This window comes from Streptomyces sp. NPDC027189, from assembly GCF_055566975.1.
Genome location: NZ_JBVHRI010000001.1, coordinates 772,596 through 794,990 on the forward strand (window position 1 = coordinate 772,596; position 22,395 = coordinate 794,990).

Genomic DNA, 22,395 nt, shown 5'->3' on the forward strand with positions numbered 1-22,395 from the left:
TACCGGCTACAGCTTCTCCACCGGCGCGTACCGCAGCAGCAAGCGCTTCGGCTTCGCCTCGCCGAAGTCGATCGTCGCCTCCGCGTTCGCGCCCGTCCCCTTCACGCCGACGACGGTCCCGAGACCGAACTGGTCGTGGGTGACCCGGTCCCCGACCGCCAGCGAGACGACCGGCTTCTCGGAGACACCGCGGCGCGTCGCGAACCCGGAGGCACCGGAAGCCGCGGACCGCGACCGCGAGGACGACAGCGACGCCGCGACACCCGAGACCGGACCCGACGACACGGGAGCCGTCGCGCCCGTGCGCTTCCACTCCAGGTGCGCGTCCGGGATCTCCTCCAGGAAGCGGGACGGCGGGTTGTACGAGGGCTGCCCCCACGCGCTGCGCATGGACGACCGGGTGAGATACAGCCGCTCCCGCGCGCGCGTGATGCCGACGTAGGCCAGGCGCCGCTCTTCCTCGAGCTCCTTCACCTGTCCCAGCGCACGCATGTGCGGGAAGACGCCGTCCTCCATGCCGGTCAGGAAGACCACGGGGAATTCGAGGCCCTTGGCGGTGTGCAGCGTCATCAGCGTGATGACGCCGTTGCCGTCCTCCTCGTCGGGGATCTGGTCGGAGTCGGCGACGAGCGCGACCCGCTCCAGGAAGTCGGAGAGCCCGCCCGCGGCCTCGCCCTCACCCGCCTCCTGCTCGAACTCCAGGGCCACGGCGGCGAGTTCCTGGAGGTTCTCGATACGGGTCTCGTCCTGCGGGTCGGTGGAGGCCTGCAGCTCGGCCAGATAGCCGGTGCGCTCGAGGACCGCCTCCAGGACCGTGGCCGGGCCGGCGCCCGACTCGACGATCGTGCGGAGGTCTTCCATGAGCGTGTTGAACCGCTTGACCGCGTTCGTCGAGCGCGCCGCCATCCCGTACGCCTCGTCGACGCGACGCAGGGCCTGCGGGAAGCTGATCTTCTCGCGCTGCGAGAGCGCGTCGATCATCGCTTCCGCGCGCTCGCCGATGCCGCGCTTGGGGACGTTGAGGATGCGGCGCAGCGGGACCGAGTCCTCGGGGTTGGACAGCACCCTGAGGTACGCCAGGACGTCACGGACCTCCTTGCGCTCATAGAAGCGGACGCCGCCGACGACCTTGTAGGGCAGGCCGACGCGGATGAAGACCTCTTCGAAGACACGGGACTGCGCGTTCGTACGGTAGAAGACCGCGACGTCGCCCGCCTTGGCCTCGCCCGCGTCGGTGAGACGGTCTATCTCGTCGGCGACGAACTGCGCCTCGTCGTGCTCGGTGTCGGCGACATAGCCCGTGATGTTCGAACCCGCGCCCGCGTTGGTCCACAGGTTCTTGGGGCGGCGGGATTCATTGCGCTCGATGACCGCGTTGGCGGCGGACAGGATGGTCTGCGTGGAGCGGTAGTTCTGTTCGAGCAGGATCGTCGTCGCGTCCGTGTAGTCCTCCTCGAACTGGAGGATGTTGCGGATGGTCGCGCCACGGAAGGCGTAGATCGACTGGTCGGCGTCACCCACGACGCACAGCTCGGCGGGGCCGAGGTTGTCCTCGCGGGGCGGCTCGTCCTCGGCGCGGGTACCGCGCGCCGGGCCGACGAGCTCCCGCACCAGCGCGTACTGCGCGTGGTTGGTGTCCTGGTACTCGTCCACCATGACGTGGCGGAAGCGGCGGCGGTAGTGCTCGGCGACGTCCGGGAAGGCGCGCAGCAGGTTGACCGTCGTCATGATCAGGTCGTCGAAGTCGAGCGCGTTGGCCTCGCGCAGACGCGACTGATACATCGCGTACGCCTGAGCGAGGGTCTTCTCGAAGCCGTCGGTGGCCTGGGCCGCGAAGTCCTCCTCGTCGATCAGCTCGTTCTTCAGGTTCGAGATCTTGGCGCTGAACGACTTCGGCGGGAAGCGCTTGGGGTCGAGGTCGAGATCACGGCAGACGAGCGCCATAAGACGCTTGGAGTCGGCGGCGTCGTAGATCGAGAAGGAGGAGGTGAAGCCGAGCTTCTTGCTCTCGCGGCGCAGAATCCGCACACACGCGCTGTGGAAGGTCATTACCCACATCGCGCCCGCGCGCGGGCCGACGAGGTGCTCGACGCGCTCCTTCATCTCGCCCGCGGCCTTGTTGGTGAAGGTGATCGCGAGGATCTGGCCGGGGTGGACATTCCGCTCGGCCAGCAGATAGGCGATCCGGTGGGTGAGCACGCGGGTCTTGCCGGAGCCCGCGCCGGCCACGATGAGCAGCGGGGAGCCGGAGTGCACCACGGCCGCGCGCTGGTTCTCGTTCAGCCCGTCCAGCAGCGCCGCGGAGTCCACGGCGGGCCGGTGCGCGCCGTCGCGGTAGTACGCGTCCCGGTCCGGCGGCACGTCGAACTTCCCGCCGAACAGATCGTCCGGAACGGGCTCCGGTACGTGATCGTCCTCGGGCGGCGGCGGGGGCTCTTCCTCGTGGGCCCGGGTGGGCTTGAGGTCCGCCAGGAAGCTGTCATCAAAGAGGCTGCTCATCGCTCTCCGAGTCTAGGCGGCCTCACTGACACCCCGCCGCCACCCTGAAAACTCGATCGGATCTCGTGACACGGATCAGAGCTCGACCGGGCCTCTTGACACGGCTCGGAAGCCGAGGATCTTCCGGAGTCGGCCGCCCGGCGTCTTCTCACCCTACGGAATCATCCCGTCGCGGTCGGCGATCGATCAGGCCGGCACGTACACGCCCTGAGGGGAGACGGGCACCAGGTCGCCACTCGCCGCACCGGCGACGATCTTGCGGCCGTCGGGGAGCGCGGAGCCGTCGCCCCGGAAGACCTTGGCGATCGCCACCGCGATGCCGATAACGAGGCACATGTCGCCGCCTTCCGGACAACTCGCCATAGATCTTTCCGGATTAACTGCCCAGGGTGACGCTCAGGGTCAAGGTCACGAAAATGTATCGGGCATATCGCACATCAAACTTCACAGAAGCCACATGAGTTGGCTAGCGTGCCGGGCAGGCCGCTCGACACCCACCGGCGAACGACGCCGGGCCGTGCGGCCTCCGCTCAATCCGGTGCGCCCCTGCGGCAGCCGGAGCCGGGGACCCAACCGACCTTGGGGTGAATCGGTCCAACTGCCCTGTGGGGCAAGGACCGTAGGGCAAACCTTCCGGATCCACCCGCCCGAACCCGACAGCTAACTCGGTAGGCGGATGACGGAAGGAGTCGCCTCTCTTGGCGTCGCATCGCAAATGGCGTCCTACGGGCACGCGCGTAGCAGGCATACGGACCCCCGCCCTCGCGACGGCGGCTCTCACCTCCGTCGCCCTGCTCTCCCAGACGGCGAACGCCGCACCCTCGGCCGAACCCAGGCCGAGCCTCGAAGAGGTCGAGAAGAAGGTCAACGACCTCTACCACCAGGCCGAGACGGCCACCGACAAGTACAACGCGGCCAAGGAGAAGACCTCCAAGCAGCGCAAGCAGGTCGACACCCTCCTCGACGACGTCGCCCAGCGCACCGACAAGCTCAACACCGCGCGTGAGGAGCTCGGTTCGTTCGCGGCGGCGCAGTACCGCACCGGGGCCGCCGCCCCCAACACCGCGACCCTCCTGCTCGCCGACAACCCGCAGGACTACTTCGACCAGACCCAGCTGATGAGCCGTCTGACCACCCGCCAGAAGGCGGCGGTCGACGACTACATCACCGATCAGGCCGCCACCACCAAGAAGCGCGCGGAGGCCGCCAAGAGTCTGGAGACGCTGACCAGCTCGCAGAACGCGCTCAAGACGTCCAAGGCCGACGTTCAGCACAAGCTCACCGAGGCCCGCGAACTGCTCTCGAAGCTGACCGCCGAGGAGAAGGCGCGGCTCGCGGCGATCGAGAAGAAGAAGCAGCAGGAGGCCGCGCGCAAGGCGGCGGAGCTGGCGCAGCAGCAGGCCGCCGCCGAGGCCGCGAAGAAGGCGGCCCAGCAGGAGTCCTCGTCGAGCACGACGACCGGCTCGTCGGACACCACGACCGGCTCGGGCACCACGACCGGCTCGGGCACCACGACCACCGACTCCTCGTACGCGACGAAGGCGGCGAAGGCGCTCGCGTTCGCCCGCGCGCAGATCGGCAAGCCGTACGTCTGGGGGGCGACCGGCCCGGACTCGTACGACTGCTCGGGTTTCACCCAGGCTGCCTGGAAGGCCGCCGGCGTCTCCCTGCCGCGCGTCACCTACGACCAGGTGAACGCCGGCACGACCGTCTCCCTGTCCGACGCCCAGCCCGGTGACCTGGTCTTCTTCTATGACGATGTCAGCCACGTCGGCCTGTACATCGGCAACGGGATGATGATCCACGCGCCCAAGCCGGGGGCGTACGTCCGCGAGGAGTCGATCTACTACGACGGCACGTCGGCGATCCACAGCGTGGTGCGCCCGGCGTAAGCCGTTCCGCGAGCAACGCATTGTGCGGGGCACGCGCGCGTGGGGCAGATCGTGCTCCACGCGCGGGTGCCCCGCGTTTTTGTGCCTCACGCGCGTGCCCGGCGTTTTCGTGCTCCACCCGCGCGTGCCCCCGCGTTTTCACGCTCCACGCGCGCGTGCCCCGCGGGCAACTCGTCCGAAGATCCCTAGCATCAGGCGCATGCCAGCCATCTCCCAGCTCCGCGCCTGGTGGGCGCAGCGGCCGCCCGCCGCCGGTGCCGCCGTCATGGCCACCGGCATCGTCTCGATCGGGCTGCACCTGACCGGCTACGAGACCCTGTCCCGTATCGCGCTGGCCCTGACCTGCGTCGCCTGGCTCGCGCTCGCCGCGGACTTCGTCGTACGCCTTCTGTGGGAGCGCGCGCGGTGGGTAAAGGAGGCTTGCACGCCTCCCGGGCTCACCGCCGTCGCGGCGACGACCGTGCTGGGGACCCGGCTGTCCGCGCTGGGGTGGCAGGAGCCGGCCGAGGCCCTGCTCGCGCTGTCGGCCGTGCTGTGGCCGGTGCTGCTCCTCGTCGTCGCACGGCACTGGAAGCGCCGTATGCCGGGAGGGGTGTTCCTGGTGTGTGTGGCCACGCAGGGACTCTCGGTGCTGTGCGCCACGCTCGCCGCGGCCGTGGGCCCGGAGTGGCTCGCGCACGCCGGGCTGGTGCTGTTCTGGCTGGGGATCGTGCTCTACGGAGTGGCGTTCACGCACTTCGACGTCCGGGAGGTGGTCCGGAGCTCCGGGGACCACTGGGTCGCGGGCGGCGCGCTCGCCATCTCGGCGCTGGCCGGGGCCACGCTCATCGCCGCGCATCACGTGAACCCGTACTTGTGGAACGACGACGACAGCGACGTCCTGCGCACCGTGACCGTCGCGCTCCTCGTGCTCGCCTTCGCCTCCTACTGCGTCCTCGCCGTCGCGGAGCTGGGGTGGCCGAGGCTCCGCTACGACGCGCGCCGCTGGGCGACCGTCTTCCCGATGGGGATGACGGCGGTGGCGTCTCTGTCGGCCGCGACCGCCCTCGGCGTCTCCTGGCTCAAGGGGCCCGGGCAGGTGCTGCTGTGGATCTCGGTGGCGGTGTGGCTGGCCGTCGCGGCGGGAGCGGTCCACGCGATGATCACGGCCGGAACGCACGGCCATACCGGATCGAACAGGCCGAGCGGCCCGCTCAGGTCCAGAGCACCGCGATGAAGATGTTCGCGGTGGTCAGCAGACCGACGAGCCCGAAGAGGCCCTTGTCCACCTTCTCGTCGTCCCGCTTCACATAGACGAGCCCCAGGATCACGATCAGCAGGGCCAGCTTCACGCCGATCTTGATGTTGTTGACCGGATTGTCGTCGGCCTGGTTGAGGCCAACCAGGACGACGCCGGTGACCAGCATGGTCAGCGCGCCGTGCAGCATCGCCGGGACGAAGCGGGCGGTGCCCTGGCCCATCGCCTTCATCTGGGTGAGGAAGCCGCCGAGGAGCGCGGCGATGCCGATGATGTGCAGGCCGACGAAGAGATGGATGAGTACGTCCATGAGGCCGGAGCCTAATCGGACGCCCCAGTCCTTATTGTCACCGGGCCACCCCTTGTAACCCGTAGCACCGGAGCACCCCCGGTTGTCCCGGATTCGCCGCATCGGTCATCGCACTGCGTGAAGTCGGCGGCGCAGGGCGGGGATCACGGTCACATACGGTCACTGGGCGATCCAGTGCCGCCAGTTCCGTACATGGCGTCACCAACCCCTCACCCCAGGTTTAGCGTCCTCCACCAGGTGACCGGCTCCCCACCGCCGCCCAGGCCAGGGGCGGCCGTCGGCCACCCCCGCCGAGAAGGTCCGGCGGCGGCCCGCTCCCCCTGTGTGGGCCGCCGCCGGACGTGTCACCGCCTGACCGCGCTCCCCTCGCGGTCGCACGGAAGGATGTGGGCCCTCGTGGCAGCGCACCGCAAGCCCAGTCAGCGCTCGCTCGGCGGAAACACGGCCCGCGCAGCCGCCACGATTGCGCTCGCGGGCGCGGCGACGGCGACCGGCTTCGACGGGACCGGGCATGCCGATCCGCAGCTGTCTCCGACGCAGGTGAAGGCCAAGGTCGACAAGTTGTACGAGGAGGCGGAGGTCGCCACCGAGAAGTACAACGGTGCCAAGGAGAAGGCCGACAAGGCGGAGGAGCGGCTCAATGCGCTGCGCGACGAGGCGGCGCGCAAGGAGGACCGGCTCAACTCGGCGCGGGACACGCTGGGTTCGATAGCCGCGGCGCAGTACCGCAGCGGCGGCCTCGACCCCGCGCTGCAACTGGCGCTCTCCGACGATCCCGACCGGTACCTGGAGGGGGCCGCGTTCGCCGAGCGGGCCGGCAGCCGGCAGGCGGCGGCCGTCGCGAGCGTACGCAAACAGCTGCGGGAGATCGAGCAGTTGCGCGGCGCCGCGCACGTCGAGCTCTCCTCGCTCAAGTCGCGGCAGGCCGAGCTGAAGCGGCACAAGAAGACGATCAACGGGAAACTCGACGCGGCACGGCGGCTGCTCTCACAGCTCGGCCCCGATCAGCGGGCACAGCTCGGCGAAACCGGTGGCGCCGGGCAGCACGCCTCACGCTCCGCGGCCCGCGACCTGGGCCCGATGCCACCGTCCAGCACCGCCGCCGCCCCCAACTCCCGTGCGGCGGCAGCCGTCTCGTACGCCTACCAGAAGCTCGGCAGCCCCTACGTCTGGGGGGCCACAGGCCCCGACGCCTTCGACTGCTCCGGCCTCGCCCAGGCCGCGTACCGCTCTGCGGGCATCTCCCTGCCACGCACGACCTATGCGCAGATCAATGCCGGCCGGCGCGTCTCACGCTCCGAACTCCTCCCCGGCGACCTGGTGTTCTTCTACTCGGGCATCAGCCATGTGGGCATCTACGTGGGCAACGGCATGATGATCCACGCACCGAACCCGACGGCTCCGGTGCGGGTGGCTCCGATCGACGAGATGCCGTTCGCGGGCGCCACTCGGGTGGTGTGACCCGGGGGCCTTCAGGTGACCCGCGTGGACTCTCAGTGGAGGTCTCCTAGCGCATCGCCGATCGCGGCCACTCCCTCGGCGATGGCCGTGGCCGGGGACGCGGCGTAGCCGAGGAGCAGTCCGGGCGGGCCCGGGCGGTGGCGGTGCCAGGAGAGCGGATGGGCCTTGACGCCGCGGGCGAGGGAGGCGGCGGCGAGGTCGGTGTCCGTCCATGTGGGCGCCCGGCCTCCCTCGAAGGTGATCAGCAGGTGGAGTCCCGCCGCGGCGCCGTGCACGACCGCGCCCGGCAGGTGGTCGCGGATCGCCGTGATCATGGCGTCGCGGCGGCGCCTGTGCCGGCGGCGCAACAGCCGTAGATGCCGCTCCAGTTCGCCCGACTCCATGAGCCGGGCGAGTACGAGCTGGGGCAGGGCGGCGTTGCCGAGGTCGGCGAAGCGTTTCGCCGACACCAGCGCGTCGTGGTGGCGGGGCGGCGCGAGCACCCATCCCGTACGGAGCGCGGGAGCCAGCAGCTTGGACACGCTGCCCGCGTACCAGACCCGTTCGGGCAGCATCGACCGCAGCGCGGGCACGGGCGGCCGGTCGTAACGGTGCTCGGCGTCGTAGTCGTCCTCCACGATCAGCCCGCCGTCCCCTGCCCATCGCATCAGCGCCCGGCGCCGCGCGCCCCCGAGCACGACTCCGGTCGGAAACTGGTGCGCCGGCGTGAGCAGCACGGCTCGGTGCGCCCGCAGTTCGTCCACCCGGACACCCTCGGCGTCGACGGACACGGGCGGGGTACGGAGCCCCTGACGCCGCAGATGCTGCCGGACCCCGAGCGAGCCGGGGTCCTCCACGGCGATCTCCTCGGTCCCGTCCTCGCGCAACACCTGTCCGATCAGCGCCAGCGCCTGCGCGGTCCCCGCCACGACGATCACCTCGTCGGGCTCGGCCCTGATCCCCCGGTTCCGCGCCAGCCAGTGCGCCACGGCCCGCCGCAACTCCGGTGTCCCCCGCGGATCCCCGTACCCGAACCCCGATGCGGGCAGCCCCGCCAACACCTCCCGCTCGGCGCGCAGCCAGGCCGCCCGCGGGAATGCCGTGAGGTCGGGGACGCCGGGCGAGAGGTCGACACGGGCAGGGGCTGATCGGATCAGGTCGAAGATGTCGTCACCGGGTGGGGTGGTGAACACTCCCTCAGGGGCGACGAGTCGAGGAGTTCCGAAGGGCAGGGTGTCGGTGGCGACGGCAGGACATTCGCGCCGCGCCGGGTCGCGAGCCCGCTCCGGGTCCGCCGGCAGCGCGGGCGCCGCCACGACGACCGTCCCGTTGCGGCCCCGGCCCGCCACATGACCGTCCTCCGACAGTCTCTGGTACGCCTCCGTCACCACCCCACGCGAGACGCGGAGCTCGGCGGCGAGGATCCGGGTCGCCGGGAGCCGGCTCCCGAGCGGCAGCCGTCCGTCGGCGATCGCCCGCCGCAGCTCTCCCGCCAGCCAGTCGGCACGACCGCCGAACGGAGCGTCGTCGATGTCGAGCTGGAGGAAGTCGGACCCTGCCGATTCGCTGCCTATGGACCTGTCAGCCGGGTCGCCATTGGACCTGTTCACCGAGCCATTGTCGACCGAAGCTCGACTCATGACCACGCCGATCGACTACGTACACGGCTACTCCGCCCACGAGACCCGCCGCCTCGGCGACCAGGCCGACACGCTGGCGGCGCTGCTGCACTCGGGCACGGCCTACCCCGCGGGCAGCAGGGTTCTCGAGGTCGGCTGCGGGGTGGGCGCGCAGACGGCGCACCTGGTGACGGCGAGCCCTCGGGCGCACTTCACGGCGGTCGACATCTCGGCCGACTCCCTCGCCCAGGCCCGCGCCCGTGTGACGGCCCAGTCCCCCGACGCGCAGGTGTCCTGGCACCAGGCGAACCTCTTCGAACTCCCTTTCCCCGACGCCTCCTTCGACCACGTCTTCGTCTGCTTCGTCCTGGAACACCTGGCCGCCCCGCGCCACGCCCTCACCGGCCTGCGCCGCGTGCTGCGCCCGGGCGGCACCCTCACCGTCATCGAGGGCGACCACGGCTCGACGTTCTTCCACCCCGACAGCGCGTACGCCCACGCGGCGATCGACTGCCAGGTCCAGCTCCAGTCCACGGCGGGCGGCAACGCGCTGATCGGCCGCGAGCTGCACCCGCTCCTCACCGGCGCCGGCTACGCGGACGTCGTGGTCCGTCCCCGCACGGTCTACGCGGACCGCTCCCGCCCCGCCCTGCTGAACGGCTTCACCCGCAACACCTTCATCGCCATGATCGAGTCCGTACGCGAAGACGCCCTCGCCGCGGGCCTGATGACCCCGTCGGACTGGGCGCGGGGCATCGCCGACCTGCACCGCGCGGCCACCGCCGACGGCACCTTCCACTACACGTTCTTCAAGGCCCTCGCCGTGAACCCCGGTGATGCCGTCGGCTAGACCAGCCGCCGTGCCGTCGCCCAGCGCGTCAGCTCGTGCCGGTTGGAGAGCTGGAGCTTCCTCAGTACCGCCGAGACGTGGGACTCGACCGTCTTGACGGAGATGAACAGCTGCTTGGCGATCTCCTTGTACGCGTAGCCACGGGCGATGAGGCGGAGGACCTCGCGCTCGCGCTGGGTGAGGCGGTCGAGGTCCTCGTCCACGGGCGGGGCGTCGGTCGAGGCGAACGCGTCGAGGACGAATCCGGCCAGGCGGGGCGAGAAGACCGCGTCGCCGTCCTGGACGCGGAAGATGGAGTCCACGAGGTCCGTGCCGGTGATCGTCTTGGTGACGTAACCCCGGGCGCCGCCGCGGATCACCCCGATGACGTCCTCCGCGGCATCCGACACGGACAGCGCGAGGAAGCGGACCGGCTGCTCGGCGTCGGCCATCAACGGGGCGCAGCGGCGCAGCACTTCGACACCGCCGCCGCCCGGCAGATGGACGTCGAGGAGGACGACCTCGGGCCGCGTGGCCGTGATGACGGTGACCGCCTGGTCGACGTCGGCGGCCTCGCCGACCACCTCGACACCGGTCCGCTCGGTCTGCCCGATCTCGGCCTGCACGCCCGTACGGAACATCCGGTGGTCGTCGACGAGCACGACCCGCACACGACGCCCGCCCCCGGCACCGGCCGACTCGGCCGCGTCCACGGCCGCTGCGGCGGCCGAAGGGGTCTCCTCCGCAGAACTGCCGGACTCCACAGGCCCGTTAGCGTCGCTCATGACGTCTTCTCCGCCCTCTCCATCTCCAGCTCGACCTCCGTGCCGCCGTCCGGCACCGCGCGCAGTCGCGCCGTACCGCCGTTGCGCTCCATGCGGCCGATGATCGATTCTCTAACGCCCATGCGGTCGGCGGGTATCGCGTCGAGGTCGAATCCGGGGCCGCGGTCGCGGACGGACACGAAGACCGTCCTGCCCTCGACTTCGGCGTAGACCTGCACCGCGCCGCCCTCGCCACCGTACTTGGCCGCGTTCACCATCGCTTCCCGCGCGGCCTGCATCTGTGCGGTCAGGCCCTCGTCGAGCGGACAGTCACCGACGACCACGACCTCGATCGGGACGCCGTGCTTGTCCTCGACCTCGGCGGCATGGCGTCGGACCGCCTCGGCGAGGGTGTCGGGCTCGTCGGCCTCGTCCTTCCCGGTCCCCTCCGGCTTGTAGAGCCAGGCGCGCAGGTCTCGCTCCTGGGCGCGGGCGAGCCGTCGTACCTCATTGCCATTGTCCGCGTTGCGCTGGATCAGGGTCAGGGTGTGCAGCACGGAGTCATGGACGTGGGCGGCGACCTCGGCCCGCTCCTGGGCGCGGATGCGCATCAGGCGCTCCTCGGAGAGGTCCTGGGTCATGCGCACGAGATAGGGGCCCGCGAGGAGCGCTATGCCGACGAGGACCGCGAGGGCGGCCTGGAGCACCGAGCCGAGGTGGGCGGCCGAGCCCTGGAGGACGAATATTCCGGAGACTCCGGCCGTGACCAGCAGGACGCCCGCCGCGGAACGCAGCAGCGTGAGCGTACGGCGGCGGCGGCCCACCTCCATCCAGCGGGCCCGCCGCGCGTTGTCCGCCTGGCGCCAGACCAGGGCGACGCCCGCGCCGACGAGAACCGTCGGCCACAGATACGCCTTGGCTCCCCCGCCGAGGTTCACATTGCCGACGAAGACCATGGCCACGACGACCATCAGGAGCAGGGCCACGATCTGGCCCTTGTCCGGCTTGCGGGCCACCAGCCTGCGGCGGCCGTCGGGGGCGGTCTCGGTGCTGAAGGCCGGCGTACGCCCGGAACCGACGCCGCCGACGCCGAGGGGCACGAAGAACCAGAACGCCGCATACAGCAGCGCTCCCAGCCCGTCCGCCATGAACAGTCCGACGAACACGAGCCGCACCCAGATCACGGGCAGCCCGAGATGCCCGGCGAGCCCTCGCGCCACGCCCCCGAGCCAGCGTCCGTCGCTGCTGCGGTAGAGCTTGCGCGTGGGCCGCGGGTCGTCCAGGGGCAGGGCTGCGGCTTCCGGCATGCCATCGATGTTCACACGCTTGGCGGGCCCGGGCATCAGGGTCGACCCCCGAGACGCCCCTGATCTTCGGAAAACCACCGGCCGATGCTCGGAAAACCATCGCTCGACGCTCGGGAAACCGGTGATCGAACCTCGGGAATCCGGTGATCGATCGCGGAAGCCGGTGATCGATCCTCAGGAAGCCGGTGGGCGAAGCCCGTCCCCGGCCCCCGTCAGGGCCGATATCAGGGTTCGGCCAGGGTCATCCCGACTGCCGTCGCGCCTCCTCGCCCGTCACCATGGACACATGACAGATCAGCAGCACGCGGCAGCGGAGCCGGATCCCGGCCCCGGCCCGGGTGCCCCACCGCCGGGCACCGGGCCGCGGGACGCCGTGCCGCCCGCACCGGGCCCCGCCAAGGGTGAGGAGCCGCGCGCGCACGAGGACCCGGCCGCGCCCGAGGTCCCGCGCAAGTTCCGGCGCGACCACCGGCAGAAGATGCTGGGCGGGGTGTGCGCCGGTCTCGGCCGGCACTGCGAAATGGACCCGGTGATCTTCCGGATCGTGCTCGCGGTGCTCTCCGCGACCGGCGGCATCGGCCTCATCTTCTACGGCTTCGTGTGGCTGTTCGTCCCGTACGACGACGAGGAGGAGAACGAGGTACGCAAGCTGCTCACCGGCCGCGTGGACGGCCAGGCACTGACGGCCGTGCTCTTCGCGCTGGTCGGCTGCGGAGTGCTCCTCTCCATGCTCAACAACGGCGGGGTGCTGACCTTCGCCGTCGTCCTCTCCCTCCTCCTGGCCGGCGCGGGGTACTGGTCGCAGCAGCGCGGCGCCCCCGACCCCGACCCACTCGCCGCCCAGGCCGTCGCCGACGCCCCGCCCGAGGCGCAGGCACCGCCCGTGCCCGCCTCCTACCCCTCCTGGTGGCGCGACCCGATCGTCAAGGACGGATCGCACGTGGGCGGCACCGGCTATCTCTGGGGACCGGAGGACGCACGGGACCGGGATGTCGCGGCGGCGGTCAACATCGCCCGCGGCACGACGCGACAGGACATACGCGACCAGCGCGCGACACGGCAGCCGAAGCCGCGCGGCCCCCGCTGGATCGGCGGCTGGGTCTTCCTGCTCGCGCTCCTCGCGGGAGGCCTCGGCACCGGTCTCACCTGGGACGACCACGCTCTCGGCACCAGCCTGCAGGCCGGCCTGGCCTGCGCGCTGATCGTGCTCGGCCTCGGCATAACCATCAGCGCCTTCCTCGGACGTACGGGCGCGGGATCGATCTTCCTGGCGGTGCTCACGGCGGCCCTGCTGGCCGCCTCCGCGGCGCTCCCCAAGGACATCAGCACGCACTGGACACGAAAGGACTGGACACCCACTGCCACCGCCCAGCTCCAGAAGAACTACGACCTCGGCACGGGCGTCGGCACCCTGGACCTCACCCATCTCAACCTGGCCAAGGGCCAGACGGTGACGACGAGCGCCGAAGTGGGCGTGGGCCGGCTCAAGGTCGTCATCCCCAAGGACGCGACCGTGAAGCTGAATGTGGACGTGGGCGTCGGAGACATCCAGCTGCCGGGCGACGACAAGAAGGACGTGGACGTGGAGCCGGGCAAGTCCAAGCAGGTGACGCTGTCACCCACGACCGCCGGCAAGAACGGCGGCACGCTCGACCTCGACCTGCATGTGGGCGTGGGGCAGGCGGAGGTGACCCGTGCTACGTCATGAGTTCCAGCCGGGAAAGCTGGTCGCGGGCTTCTTCCTCACCGTCGCGGGCGTCGTCTACGCCGGTGACGCGGGGGGCGCCTGGGAGACCCCTTGGTTCGTGGTGATCCCCGTCGTCACGGGCGGCCTCTGCCTGGCCGGCGTGGTCGCCCTTCTGACCCACGGCCTGCGCAGGCGCCGCGCCGAACCCAGGCCGCCGGACCTGAGCGCCTAGCGATACGCCCCGGCGCGTTGCCTGCGCCGGGCTCGCAGGGCCGCGTCCACGGAGAAGACCGAAGCACCCGCGAGAACGAGAGGAAGCCAGGCCATCAGGTAGGCGAGGTCGTTGCCGTAGTAGTACGGGTCGGACGCCCAGCTCACCGTCAGCCACAGGCTGAGGGAGATGAGGGCTCCGCCCACCGCGGCGAGGCGGGCCAGCAGGCCGATCAACGTGCCTATACCGACGGCCAGTTCGCCGAAGGCGATGGCGTAGCCGAAGCCGACGGGGTTCTTCAGGGACAGGTCGACCAGGGCCGGGATGGCCGAGGAGTCACGCACGGTGCGCATCATGTCCCCGATCGAGCCCGCGCCGGAGTCCTTCATGAAGGCGCTGTTGGTGAGTTTGTCGAGGCCGGCGTAGATGAAGGTGACGCCGAGAAAGACGCGTAGGGGCAACAGGGCGTAACGGGTGGCGGAGTCCCGCCAGTCCCGCCTCTCGTCGAGATAGGGGGTGTGGGTATCCGTCCGCATACCGTGAGTCATCGCTCTCCGCCGCCTCTCGCCACGTGCTGTTGACTCCTCAAACAGACCATACGTACGCCAACGGGCCCCCGCTCAATCCCTGGGAGCCCGTTTTCTTTTCCTTCACCCGGCCGCACCTCCACAGCCACCCGCCACCGCGTTTTTCGCCCCCTCCGCCCCTACCCCGTCCCGTACCCGGGGACTGCCACCCCCAGACCCCCGCTTCGGCCTGAACGGCCTCGTCCTCAAACGCCGGACGGGCTGAGAGATCAAGCCCCGGCCGGGGGAAGGGAGGCGTGCCGGCCGGTATGAGAAGGGACCCGCGGGGTGGGTGGGACGCACCCGCCCACGCTCGCCGGTCGCACCCACCCGAACGCACCGACGCACGCCCCCCACGCACCCGCAGTCGCCAGACCACGGAAGGGGCCGTGCCGGTACATCACATGCCCCGTCGCTTACGTGGTTGCCAACAGGCAGAGCCATGAAAGCCAAGCGATCTGCCACCGGCGACGGGGCGGATGTACCGGCACGGCCCCGACCCACCCACCGGCGGAACGGCGCAACCACCCACCGGCGGAACAGCGAAACGGACCGCGAGACGGCGGAACGGCGGAACGGACCGCGAGACGGCGGAACGGCGAAACGGACCGCGAGACGGCGCGACGCCCCTCAGTCCGTCACATCGATCGCGCACCGGTTCGTCTCGACCCCGGCCGCCGTCACCACCTGCACCTCCACCCGCCCCGGCTCCACATCCACCGGCACAGGCACAGTCAGCACCGCATCCGTGGGGTTGCTGAACCCCCCGGCCACCGGCACCAACGGCACATGTACATGCACCGCCCCGATCCGGACCACCATCCGCGACAACCGATCGGCCGTCTGCGCGCCGGGCGGCACGAACCCGGCCCCCCGGATCTCGATGTCGTCACCGGTGCGGATCGGCGCGTCCAGGTCGCCCGCCTCGCGGGCGCGGACGACGGAGAGGATCACGGGACGCCCGCCCTCGGCGTACTTCCCCGCGAGATACGTGGCGGCCGACACCAGCACCAGCAGCGCCAGCCCCCAGGGCAGATCCGGCAACCGCGAGGGCCGCCGAGCCAGTAGCACCGCCGCGAAGGCGAGAGCCACCCCGCTGATCACGACGTACTGGATGTCGGCGAAACTGCCCCGCCCGGAGTCGTCGGTCAGCAGATCGGCGGCGCGCGGCCGATCCGCACGCACCTTCTGCAGGCGCTGCCCCAGCACCCGCAACCCCACCACCCGCCGCACCAGCACCGCGATCCCGCACACCACGGCGACGACGGTCACCACACCGGCGCCCCGGGCGAGTTCGAGACCGGCGATCAGTTCGTCCCGCGAGCGGTGCGCGGAGGCCGCCGCGAGCTGCCCCACCAGCACGAGCACCGCGAACACCACGAAGAGCACCCACCCGGCCGCCACCGCACGCGAGGTCGAGAGACGATTGTCCTCGCCGATGACGGGGGCGAGGGCGCCCCCACGAGCCCGGTGCAGCCAGGCCGCACCCGTCAGCAGTCCGGCCAGGACGACCGCCGCGAGCAGCCCGGCCGTCCGCGCGGCCGTCCACCCCCCGCCGATCGCGGTGAGCGCCTGCACCAGGAGCAGCGCCACGGCGGCACCCCAGGCCGCGTACGCGGTGTACCGCCACAACCGTCCCAGCCACGCCTCGCCCTCGACCCGCCCGCGCTCGGCGACGAGGTCGGCGGACTGTGTCAGCTCGTCGGAGACCCACTGCCGGGACGCGGAGGCCGAGTGCGCGACGGCAGCGGGCAGCCCGTGCCCGGACGCCAACTCGTCGCGCTTCGCGAGGAATTCGGCGACAGCGCGCCGGTGTCCCGCACGCGCCCCGTGCGGGCAGTCCCCACAGGTGCAGCCACCCTCGTGCGCACCCTGGTCCGCCCCCTGCCCGGAACCACGCCCGGAACCACCCCCGGCACCCCGCCCCGCACCGTGTCTCGCCTCCTGCACCGCCACGTCCGCTGCCGCCTTCCCCGCGCCGAGAACTCCCGTGCGGCCAGACCTTCCGTACGCCTGACTGCCGTACAACTGCCCTGCCGTACAACTGCCTTACAACTGCCCCGCGATGACAGCGCATTGTGCCGTACGAAACACCGCCCGCATCCGCCAGGTCTGGTCAGGCGGGTGAAGCGCGGTTACCCCGTGTTGACCCGGCTGCGAGAATTTCTCTATGGCCGAGATCATCCAGCGCGACGGGACCTGGGCCTTCGACGGCAACACGGTCAGGATCACGCCGGGACTCCACCGCTCCGTGCCGCTGTTCCGGCAGACGTACGGAGAGATCGCCGTTCCCCTGGAGGCGGTATCAGGCATCGTCTACGAGCCCGAACGCAAGCGCGGCCGCCTGCGCCTGAGGCTCCGCGAGGGCGCCGACCCGCTCCTGCAGGCGACCGGGGGGCGGCTGCCCGAGGCGGCGGACCCCTACAAGCTCACGGTCGACATCGACCGTTCCGGGGTCGCCGAGTACGTCGCCGAGGAGATCCGCCGCGCGATGCTCCTGGACCAGATCCCCAAGGAGCCGGCGAAGACCTATCTCCTGTCCGGCCCACCCGTCCCGGTGTCCGTCCGTTCCAGCGACGGCACGGTCTCCTTCGACGGCACGCAGGTGCGGATCGACTGGGCGGACACCTCCGACCGGGTCAAGCGGGCGACCGGCCCGCGGATCATCGCCGTGGGCGACCTGGTGCAGGTGGAGTGGCTGCCCAACTCCGGCTACGAGGACGGCTTTCTGCGCTTCGTGACGCGCGAGACGGTCTTCTCCAAACTGCCGCCCGAGAAGGACCCGTACGCCCTCGACCTGTGGGGCAGCGCCCGCCGCGACCTCCTCACGGCGCTCGTCGCCACCGCGGTCACCGCACGCCTGCCGCATCCGTCCACCCGCACCGGGGAGTACGTGGACCACCCCCAGCTCGCCTCCGCCGTACCGCCGCAGTCCGATCATCACGACGTACTCCTGCGCCGGCTGCGGGAGTTGGGCGAGCTGCACCGCGACGGCGTGCTGACGGACGAGGAGTTCGCGACGACGAAGGCGGCGGTACTGCGCGGCTTCTAGACGGCCCCAGGGCCTGTCCCGGCGGATCATGGCGAAGACGCGGGTCCTGATCCGCCGGACAGGTCCTGGCGTCTCAAGACAGCAGATCCGGTTCGCTGCGGCTGATGTCCTGCCACAGCGGCTGGTAGTTGATCCACGCCACGAGGTCGCCGCCGAGCTGTTCACGGGTGGCCACCGCCTGCTTGTGGTCGATCAGGATCGGCCGCCCTGCGGCCTTCGCGGTGAGCTGCACCTGGCTCGACCGCTCCATCGACAGGAACCACCAGGCGGCGGCGTCGACCGAGCCGCCGACGGTGAGCAGCCCGTGGTTGCGCAGTACGAGCGCCTTGCGGGTGTCGAGCGCGGCGGCGATCCGGCGCCCCTCCTCGGCATCCACGGCGACACCCGTGTACGCGTCGTACAGGGCGTGGTCCTGGTAGAAGGCGCAGCTCTCCTGAGTGATCGGGTCGAGCAGGTCGCCGAGCGCGGACAGGGCGCGCCCGTGCACGGAGTGGCAGTGGGCGACGGCGACGACATCGGGCCGGGCGGCGTGCACTTGGGTGTGCACGGTGAACGCCGCCTGGTTCACGTGGTAGCGGCCCTCGATCACCTGCCCGTCCTGGTTGGCCATGACCAGGTCGCTCACAGTGACGTGCTTGAACGGCATCCCGAAGGGGTTCACCCAGAAGCAGTCGCTGTACTCCGGGTCGCGCGCCGTGATGTGCCCGGAGACCCCGTCCTCGAATCCGAACCGCCCGAAGATCCGCAGCGCTCCGGCCAGCCGTTCCTTGCGGTGCCGCCGTTCGTCCTCCGGCGACTCGTGCATCGGCGGCATGGCGAACCGCAGCTGGTCGGTGGGCAGGGGCAGCGGCGGGATGGGCCCGTGCATATGTCCTCCAGCACTGGCGTGTTCGGTACTGAGCGGAAGTTACCCCCGGTCAGCGCAGGAGAACAGAGCAGTTCGGTGAAGACATGAGCACAACCGTGGCCCGAGGTCACTTGTCTGCCTGGATGAATCGATGCCTGCGACCAGGTGAAACCCAGGAGGCGCGCATGAACCGCGCAGAGCGGAGGATCCTCGCCCTGCTCCGGCAGCTCGCGGAGCGGGACTTCGTCGTCCTCAGCGATCTCGGCGGCTCTCCGCGCCGGCTCGCGGTGCTCACATATGTCGCCGAACAGCACGGATTCCGTTACGCGGAGGCGCACCGAGTGGGCCGGGCACTGCAGGTCCACCTCGTACGCGTCGAGTCGGCTGAGTCGTCCAAGTCGGCCGAGTCGGCGGACACGCGACCGCAGGACTCCGGATCGGTCCCGGGACTGCGTCCCGGCACCCTCAGACCGCTGCCGGAGGCGGCGCAGGCGCTCCGCCGGCTGAGGGACCGGATCGAGCTCGACGCCATGGCCGACGATCTGAGCGTGCGGTCCCGAGTGGTGATCATGACGGGCTGCGCCCTCTTCATCGCCCTGTGGTTTCTCGTCTACGGCTGGCGTTCGGCACTCGCGGGCTTCGCCGCCTCGGACGCCCTGTTCATGGGCTGCCTGTATCTGGAGGTCGCCCGCCGCCGGAAACTCGCCCGCCGTGTCCACACGGCCGTCTGACCTTCAGTGGGCCCAGGAAACCGGACAGAAGATGTCGGGTATCCACGCCACACTCCCCGTATGACGTCGAACTGGGCAGCCTTCACCACCGCCGAACCCGACCTCGCGAAGAAGATCGAGGACCGCTTCGGAAGCTTCACCCACCACGTCCTCGCGACCCTCCGCAAGGACGGTTCGCCCCGAACCACCGGACTCGAAGTCCGCTTTCTGCACGGCGAGCTCTGGCTCGGCATGATGCCGAACTCGCTCAAGGCGCTCGACCTACGCCGCGACCCGCGCTTCGCGCTCCAGGCGAACCCGGGGCCGGGCACGGAGATGGCGGGAGGCGACGTCCGGATCAGCGGGCGGGCGATCGAGGTCGACGATCCGACGACGAAGGCCGGGTACGTGAAAGAGGTGGAACCGCCGCAGCCGTTCCACCTCTTCCGCACCGAGCTGACGGAGGTCGTACGGACCTACGTCGAGGACGACGCGTATCTGGTCGTCGAGATCTGGAAGCCAGGAGAGCCGGTGCGCGCTCTCAGGCGGAAGTGAGCCGGGGCGTCACTCCCACTCGATGGTGCCCGGGGGCTTGGAGGTCACGTCGAGGACGACGCGGTTGACGTCCGCGACCTCGTTCGTGATCCGCGTCGAGATCTTGGCGAGGACGTCGTACGGCAGGCGCGACCAGTCGGCCGTCATGGCGTCCTCACTCGACACCGGACGGAGCACGATCGGGTGGCCGTAGGTCCGGCCGTCGCCCTGGACGCCGACGGAGCGGACGTCCGCGAGCAGGACCACCGGGCACTGCCAGATGTCGCGGTCGAGACCGGCGGCGGTCAGCTCCTCGCGGGCGATCGCGTCGGCCTCGCGGAGCAGGTCGAGCCGCTCCTTGGTGACCTCGCCGACGATACGGATGCCGAGGCCGGGGCCGGGGAACGGCTGGCGCTGGACGATCTCGTCCGGCAGGCCGAGCTCCTGGCCGACCATCCGGACCTCGTCCTTGAACAGCTTGCGCAGCGGCTCGACGAGCTCGAACTCGAGGTCCTCGGGGAGGCCGCCCACGTTGTGGTGGGACTTGATGTTGGCCGTGCCGGTGCCGCCGCCGGATTCAACCACGTCCGGGTAGAGCGTGCCCTGGACGAGGAAGGCGACGTCCTCGCCCTCCGCCGCCTCGGCGATGATCTCCGCCTGCGCCTGCTCGAAGACCCGGATGAACTCGCGGCCGATGGTCTTCCGCTTCTCCTCGGGGTCGGATACCCCGGCCAGCGCGGCGAGGAAGCGCTCCTCCGCGTCCACGACCTTCAGCTGTACGCCGGTGGCCGCGACGAAGTCCTTCTCGACCTGCTCGGTCTCGCCCTCACGCATCAGACCGTGGTCGACGTACACGCAGGTCAGCTGGGAGCCGATGGCCTTCTGCACGAGGGCGGCGGCGACGGCGGAGTCCACGCCGCCGGACAGACCGCAGATGGCGCGCTTGGTGCCGACCTGCTCACGGATGAGCGCGACCTGCTCGTCGATGACGTTGCCGGTGGTCCAGGAGGGGGTGAGCCCCGCGCCGCGGTACAGGAAGTGCTCCAGCACCTGCTGGCCGTGCGTGGAGTGCATGACCTCCGGGTGGTACTGGACGCCGTACAGCTTCTTCTCGTCGTTCTCGAAGGCCGCGACCGGGACGACGTCCGTGGAGGCCGTGACGGTGAAGCCCTCGGGGGCGGCGGAGCAGGCGTCGCCGTGCGACATCCACACCGACTGCTCGTCCGGGGTGCCCTCGAAGAGGGTGGAGCCGGGCTTCGAGACGTGCAGCGGTGTACGGCCGTACTCGCGGGCGCCGGTGTTGTCGACCGTGCCTCCGAGGGTCGTCGCCATCAGCTGGAAGCCGTAGCACATGCCGAAGACGGGGACACCGGACTCGAAGATCGCGCGGTCCAGGCGCGGGGCGGCCTCCGCGTACACCGACGAGGGGCCGCCGGAGAGGATGATCGCCGCCGGGTTCTTGGCGAGCATCTCCTGGACCGGCATGGTGCTCGGCACGATCTCGCTGTAGACCCGGGCCTCGCGGACACGACGGGCGATGAGCTGGGCGTACTGCGCACCGAAGTCGACGACCAGGACGGTGTCGGGGGCGGCGGGGGACGCTTCTGGCACGGTTTGCCTTCCGGCGGTGAGCAAGGGGTGTGTGTGCTGCCGATTCTACCGGGGGCTGGGGCGGGGGCGCCTACGGCTGTTTTTTCGCCCCCTCCGCCCCTACCCGACCCGTACCTGGGGCTCCGCCCCAGACCCCGCCGGGTCGTTCCTTGACTGCGGGCCGGTGGGGGCTTGTCGCGCAGTTCCCCGCGCCCCTTTAGGGGCGCACCCCCCCCGGATCTCAGCATCCGAACCCGCTTGGACCCCGCCCGCCCCCGCGGGCATACTGTTCGCATGCTCACGCACCAGACCTTCGCGTTTACCTATGGCAACCGGCCCACCGGCTGCCATGGTCGTGCTGCTTGAGCAACTGACAAGCGACTTCCCAGGCGCCCCGGGCCGACAAGGCCCGGGGCGCCTGTCGTTTCCGGGCCCTGCCGCCCCGGGGCACCCCCTCCACCAAGGAGCCCCACCATGGCCGACGTACTCGACAAGACCGGCGCCCGCACCGACGAGGCCGCCGACGTGATCACCGGCGCCCGTGAGCGCATCGACGCCCTCGACGACCGGATCATCGGTCTCGTCCAGGAACGGATGGCTGTCTCGGCGGTGATCCAGGAGGCCCGGATCGCCTCCGGCGGCCGCCGGGTGAACCTCTCGCGCGAGATGGAGATCCTCGGCCACTTCAGGGACGCGCTGGGCAAGCCGGGCACCACGCTGGCCATGACACTGCTGGAGCTGTGCCGGGGCCGCATCTGAACCCCACGCGCGCGGCACATGAACCCGCACACGGCGCACGCACGTACGCATTCCGTCTCACCCGTACGGCGCGTGACCGCCGCGCCGCGGGCTTCGTTGGTCCCGGTGTCCGTGTCAGCCAGGGGCGGGCCCGAAAGAACCACGCGTGGCTTCGCTGGAGCGATGAGGCGTACGGATCGTGCCGTGCGTCGTGGGACCTCGCTCCAGGGATGTGACCGGACGGCAGGGGACAGCAGCCCGGTCACTCAAGAGAACGGTCGGCTCCGGGGACGCCCGGGGCCGACCGGCGGAATCTGTTCAGAGGTGGTCCAGGCGGTTGCGAAGGCCGTTGCCCATCCAGCACGATGCGAGAACAGCCCGAGAGAACAGCTCCAAGTCCCGACTGCCAATGGTCGACACCACGTGCGCGCCCCTCGCGCGCCGGGGCGCACGACCCGGTGTTCACCCCCGTACCAGCGGCGCAACCCCCCGGCGCCGCTCCCAGGCACCGGCGCTGCCCTGACGTCGGTGCTGACGAAGAAGGGCCCCGCGGCTCCGTCCCG

20 protein-coding genes and 1 riboswitch are annotated in these 22,395 nt (G+C 70.7%); of the genes, 10 read left to right on the forward strand and 10 right to left on the reverse strand.

What is annotated here, in order from left to right; genetic code table 11:
• Positions 1-6: 6 nt before the first annotated feature.
• Positions 7-2,499: a DNA helicase PcrA gene (pcrA, locus tag ACZ4RZ_RS03485; RefSeq protein WP_467741565.1), complete on the reverse strand. Its 2,493-nt coding sequence runs from the start codon at positions 2,497-2,499 to the stop codon at positions 7-9.
• 186 nt (positions 2,500-2,685) lie between these two features.
• The gene (locus ACZ4RZ_RS03490; RefSeq protein WP_467741567.1) at positions 2,686-2,835 is read right to left on the reverse strand and encodes a hypothetical protein; all 150 of its coding nucleotides are present in this window, start codon (positions 2,833-2,835) and stop codon (positions 2,686-2,688) included.
• Positions 2,836-3,016: 181 nt separating this feature from the next.
• Positions 3,017-3,189: riboswitch (cyclic di-AMP (ydaO/yuaA leader) on the forward strand.
• A gap of 8 nt (positions 3,190-3,197) precedes the next feature.
• Here ACZ4RZ_RS03490 and ACZ4RZ_RS03495 point away from each other — a divergent pair.
• Together ACZ4RZ_RS03495 and ACZ4RZ_RS03500 are read left to right on the forward strand one after the other, a co-directional pair.
• Positions 3,198-4,391, forward strand: coding sequence for a C40 family peptidase (locus ACZ4RZ_RS03495; protein WP_467741569.1), 1,194 nt, complete (start codon positions 3,198-3,200; stop codon positions 4,389-4,391).
• A 199-nt stretch (positions 4,392-4,590) separates the two neighbouring features.
• Positions 4,591-5,607 (forward strand): tellurite resistance/C4-dicarboxylate transporter family protein, encoded by a 1,017-nt coding sequence (locus ACZ4RZ_RS03500; RefSeq protein ID WP_467741571.1) that lies wholly within the window; start codon positions 4,591-4,593, stop codon positions 5,605-5,607.
• On the opposite strand, the gene ACZ4RZ_RS03505 is transcribed toward ACZ4RZ_RS03500, so the two are convergent.
• The gene (locus ACZ4RZ_RS03505) at positions 5,585-5,938 is read right to left on the reverse strand and encodes a hypothetical protein (RefSeq protein WP_467741573.1); all 354 of its coding nucleotides are present in this window, start codon (positions 5,936-5,938) and stop codon (positions 5,585-5,587) included. The genes ACZ4RZ_RS03500 and ACZ4RZ_RS03505 overlap by 23 nt on opposite strands.
• 396 nt (positions 5,939-6,334) lie before the next feature.
• On the opposite strand from ACZ4RZ_RS03505, the gene ACZ4RZ_RS03510 reads away from it, so the two are divergent.
• The gene (locus tag ACZ4RZ_RS03510; protein WP_467741575.1) at positions 6,335-7,399 is read left to right on the forward strand and encodes a C40 family peptidase; all 1,065 of its coding nucleotides are present in this window, start codon (positions 6,335-6,337) and stop codon (positions 7,397-7,399) included.
• 32 nt (positions 7,400-7,431) lie between these two features.
• On the opposite strand, the gene pdxR is transcribed toward ACZ4RZ_RS03510, so the two are convergent.
• Positions 7,432-8,988: a MocR-like pyridoxine biosynthesis transcription factor PdxR gene (gene pdxR / locus ACZ4RZ_RS03515; protein WP_467741577.1), complete on the reverse strand. Its 1,557-nt coding sequence runs from the start codon at positions 8,986-8,988 to the stop codon at positions 7,432-7,434.
• A 28-nt stretch (positions 8,989-9,016) separates the two neighbouring features.
• On the opposite strand from pdxR, the gene ACZ4RZ_RS03520 reads away from it, so the two are divergent.
• Positions 9,017-9,847 carry an L-histidine N(alpha)-methyltransferase gene (locus tag ACZ4RZ_RS03520; protein ID WP_467741579.1) on the forward strand — a complete coding sequence of 277 codons (831 nt, stop codon included), beginning with the start codon at positions 9,017-9,019 and terminating at the stop codon, positions 9,845-9,847.
• Here ACZ4RZ_RS03520 and ACZ4RZ_RS03525 read toward each other — a convergent pair.
• Both ACZ4RZ_RS03525 and ACZ4RZ_RS03530 read right to left on the reverse strand, forming a co-directional pair.
• Positions 9,844-10,611 (reverse strand): LuxR C-terminal-related transcriptional regulator, encoded by a 768-nt coding sequence (locus ACZ4RZ_RS03525; RefSeq protein WP_467741581.1) that lies wholly within the window; start codon positions 10,609-10,611, stop codon positions 9,844-9,846. The genes ACZ4RZ_RS03520 and ACZ4RZ_RS03525 overlap by 4 nt on opposite strands.
• Positions 10,608-11,933, reverse strand: a complete 1,326-nt coding sequence (locus ACZ4RZ_RS03530) for an ATP-binding protein (protein ID WP_467741583.1) — start codon at positions 11,931-11,933, stop codon at positions 10,608-10,610. The genes ACZ4RZ_RS03525 and ACZ4RZ_RS03530 overlap by 4 nt, the downstream gene beginning before the upstream one ends.
• Before the next feature lie 250 nt (positions 11,934-12,183).
• On the opposite strand from ACZ4RZ_RS03530, the gene ACZ4RZ_RS03535 reads away from it, so the two are divergent.
• On the forward strand, positions 12,184-13,605 hold the full coding sequence (locus tag ACZ4RZ_RS03535; RefSeq protein WP_467741585.1) for a PspC domain-containing protein: 1,422 nt from the start codon (positions 12,184-12,186) through the stop codon (positions 13,603-13,605).
• The gene (locus tag ACZ4RZ_RS03540) at positions 13,592-13,816 is read left to right on the forward strand and encodes a hypothetical protein (RefSeq protein ID WP_467741587.1); all 225 of its coding nucleotides are present in this window, start codon (positions 13,592-13,594) and stop codon (positions 13,814-13,816) included. Before ACZ4RZ_RS03535 ends, ACZ4RZ_RS03540 begins: the two co-directional genes overlap by 14 nt.
• Here ACZ4RZ_RS03540 and ACZ4RZ_RS03545 read toward each other — a convergent pair.
• Complete coding sequence (locus ACZ4RZ_RS03545; protein ID WP_467741589.1) at positions 13,813-14,343, reverse strand: DoxX family protein; 531 nt, start codon at positions 14,341-14,343, stop codon at positions 13,813-13,815. The two genes, ACZ4RZ_RS03540 and ACZ4RZ_RS03545, sit on opposite strands and share 4 nt — an antisense overlap.
• A gap of 648 nt (positions 14,344-14,991) precedes the next feature.
• The gene (locus ACZ4RZ_RS03550) at positions 14,992-16,317 is read right to left on the reverse strand and encodes a hypothetical protein (RefSeq protein ID WP_467741591.1); all 1,326 of its coding nucleotides are present in this window, start codon (positions 16,315-16,317) and stop codon (positions 14,992-14,994) included.
• A gap of 214 nt (positions 16,318-16,531) precedes the next feature.
• Between ACZ4RZ_RS03550 and ACZ4RZ_RS03555 the strand changes: the two genes are divergently transcribed.
• The gene (locus ACZ4RZ_RS03555; protein ID WP_467741592.1) at positions 16,532-17,413 is read left to right on the forward strand and encodes a DUF4429 domain-containing protein; all 882 of its coding nucleotides are present in this window, start codon (positions 16,532-16,534) and stop codon (positions 17,411-17,413) included.
• 73 nt (positions 17,414-17,486) lie between these two features.
• On the opposite strand, the gene ACZ4RZ_RS03560 is transcribed toward ACZ4RZ_RS03555, so the two are convergent.
• Complete coding sequence (locus tag ACZ4RZ_RS03560; protein WP_467741594.1) at positions 17,487-18,281, reverse strand: class II aldolase/adducin family protein; 795 nt, start codon at positions 18,279-18,281, stop codon at positions 17,487-17,489.
• A gap of 164 nt (positions 18,282-18,445) precedes the next feature.
• On the opposite strand from ACZ4RZ_RS03560, the gene ACZ4RZ_RS03565 reads away from it, so the two are divergent.
• Complete coding sequence (locus ACZ4RZ_RS03565) at positions 18,446-18,991, forward strand: hypothetical protein (RefSeq protein WP_467741596.1); 546 nt, start codon at positions 18,446-18,448, stop codon at positions 18,989-18,991.
• Between the two features lie 60 nt (positions 18,992-19,051).
• Entirely contained in the window at positions 19,052-19,525 is a 474-nt protein-coding gene (locus ACZ4RZ_RS03570; protein ID WP_467741598.1) for a pyridoxamine 5'-phosphate oxidase family protein, read from the forward strand.
• A gap of 9 nt (positions 19,526-19,534) precedes the next feature.
• Here the strand turns inward: ACZ4RZ_RS03570 and guaA are convergent, their stop codons facing one another.
• Positions 19,535-21,115 carry a glutamine-hydrolyzing GMP synthase gene (gene guaA, locus ACZ4RZ_RS03575; RefSeq protein ID WP_467741600.1) on the reverse strand — a complete coding sequence of 527 codons (1,581 nt, stop codon included), beginning with the start codon at positions 21,113-21,115 and terminating at the stop codon, positions 19,535-19,537.
• Positions 21,116-21,568: 453 nt separating this feature from the next.
• Between guaA and ACZ4RZ_RS03580 the strand changes: the two genes are divergently transcribed.
• Positions 21,569-21,853 carry a chorismate mutase gene (locus ACZ4RZ_RS03580; RefSeq protein ID WP_399077056.1) on the forward strand — a complete coding sequence of 95 codons (285 nt, stop codon included), beginning with the start codon at positions 21,569-21,571 and terminating at the stop codon, positions 21,851-21,853.
• Positions 21,854-22,395: the final 542 nt, after the last annotated feature.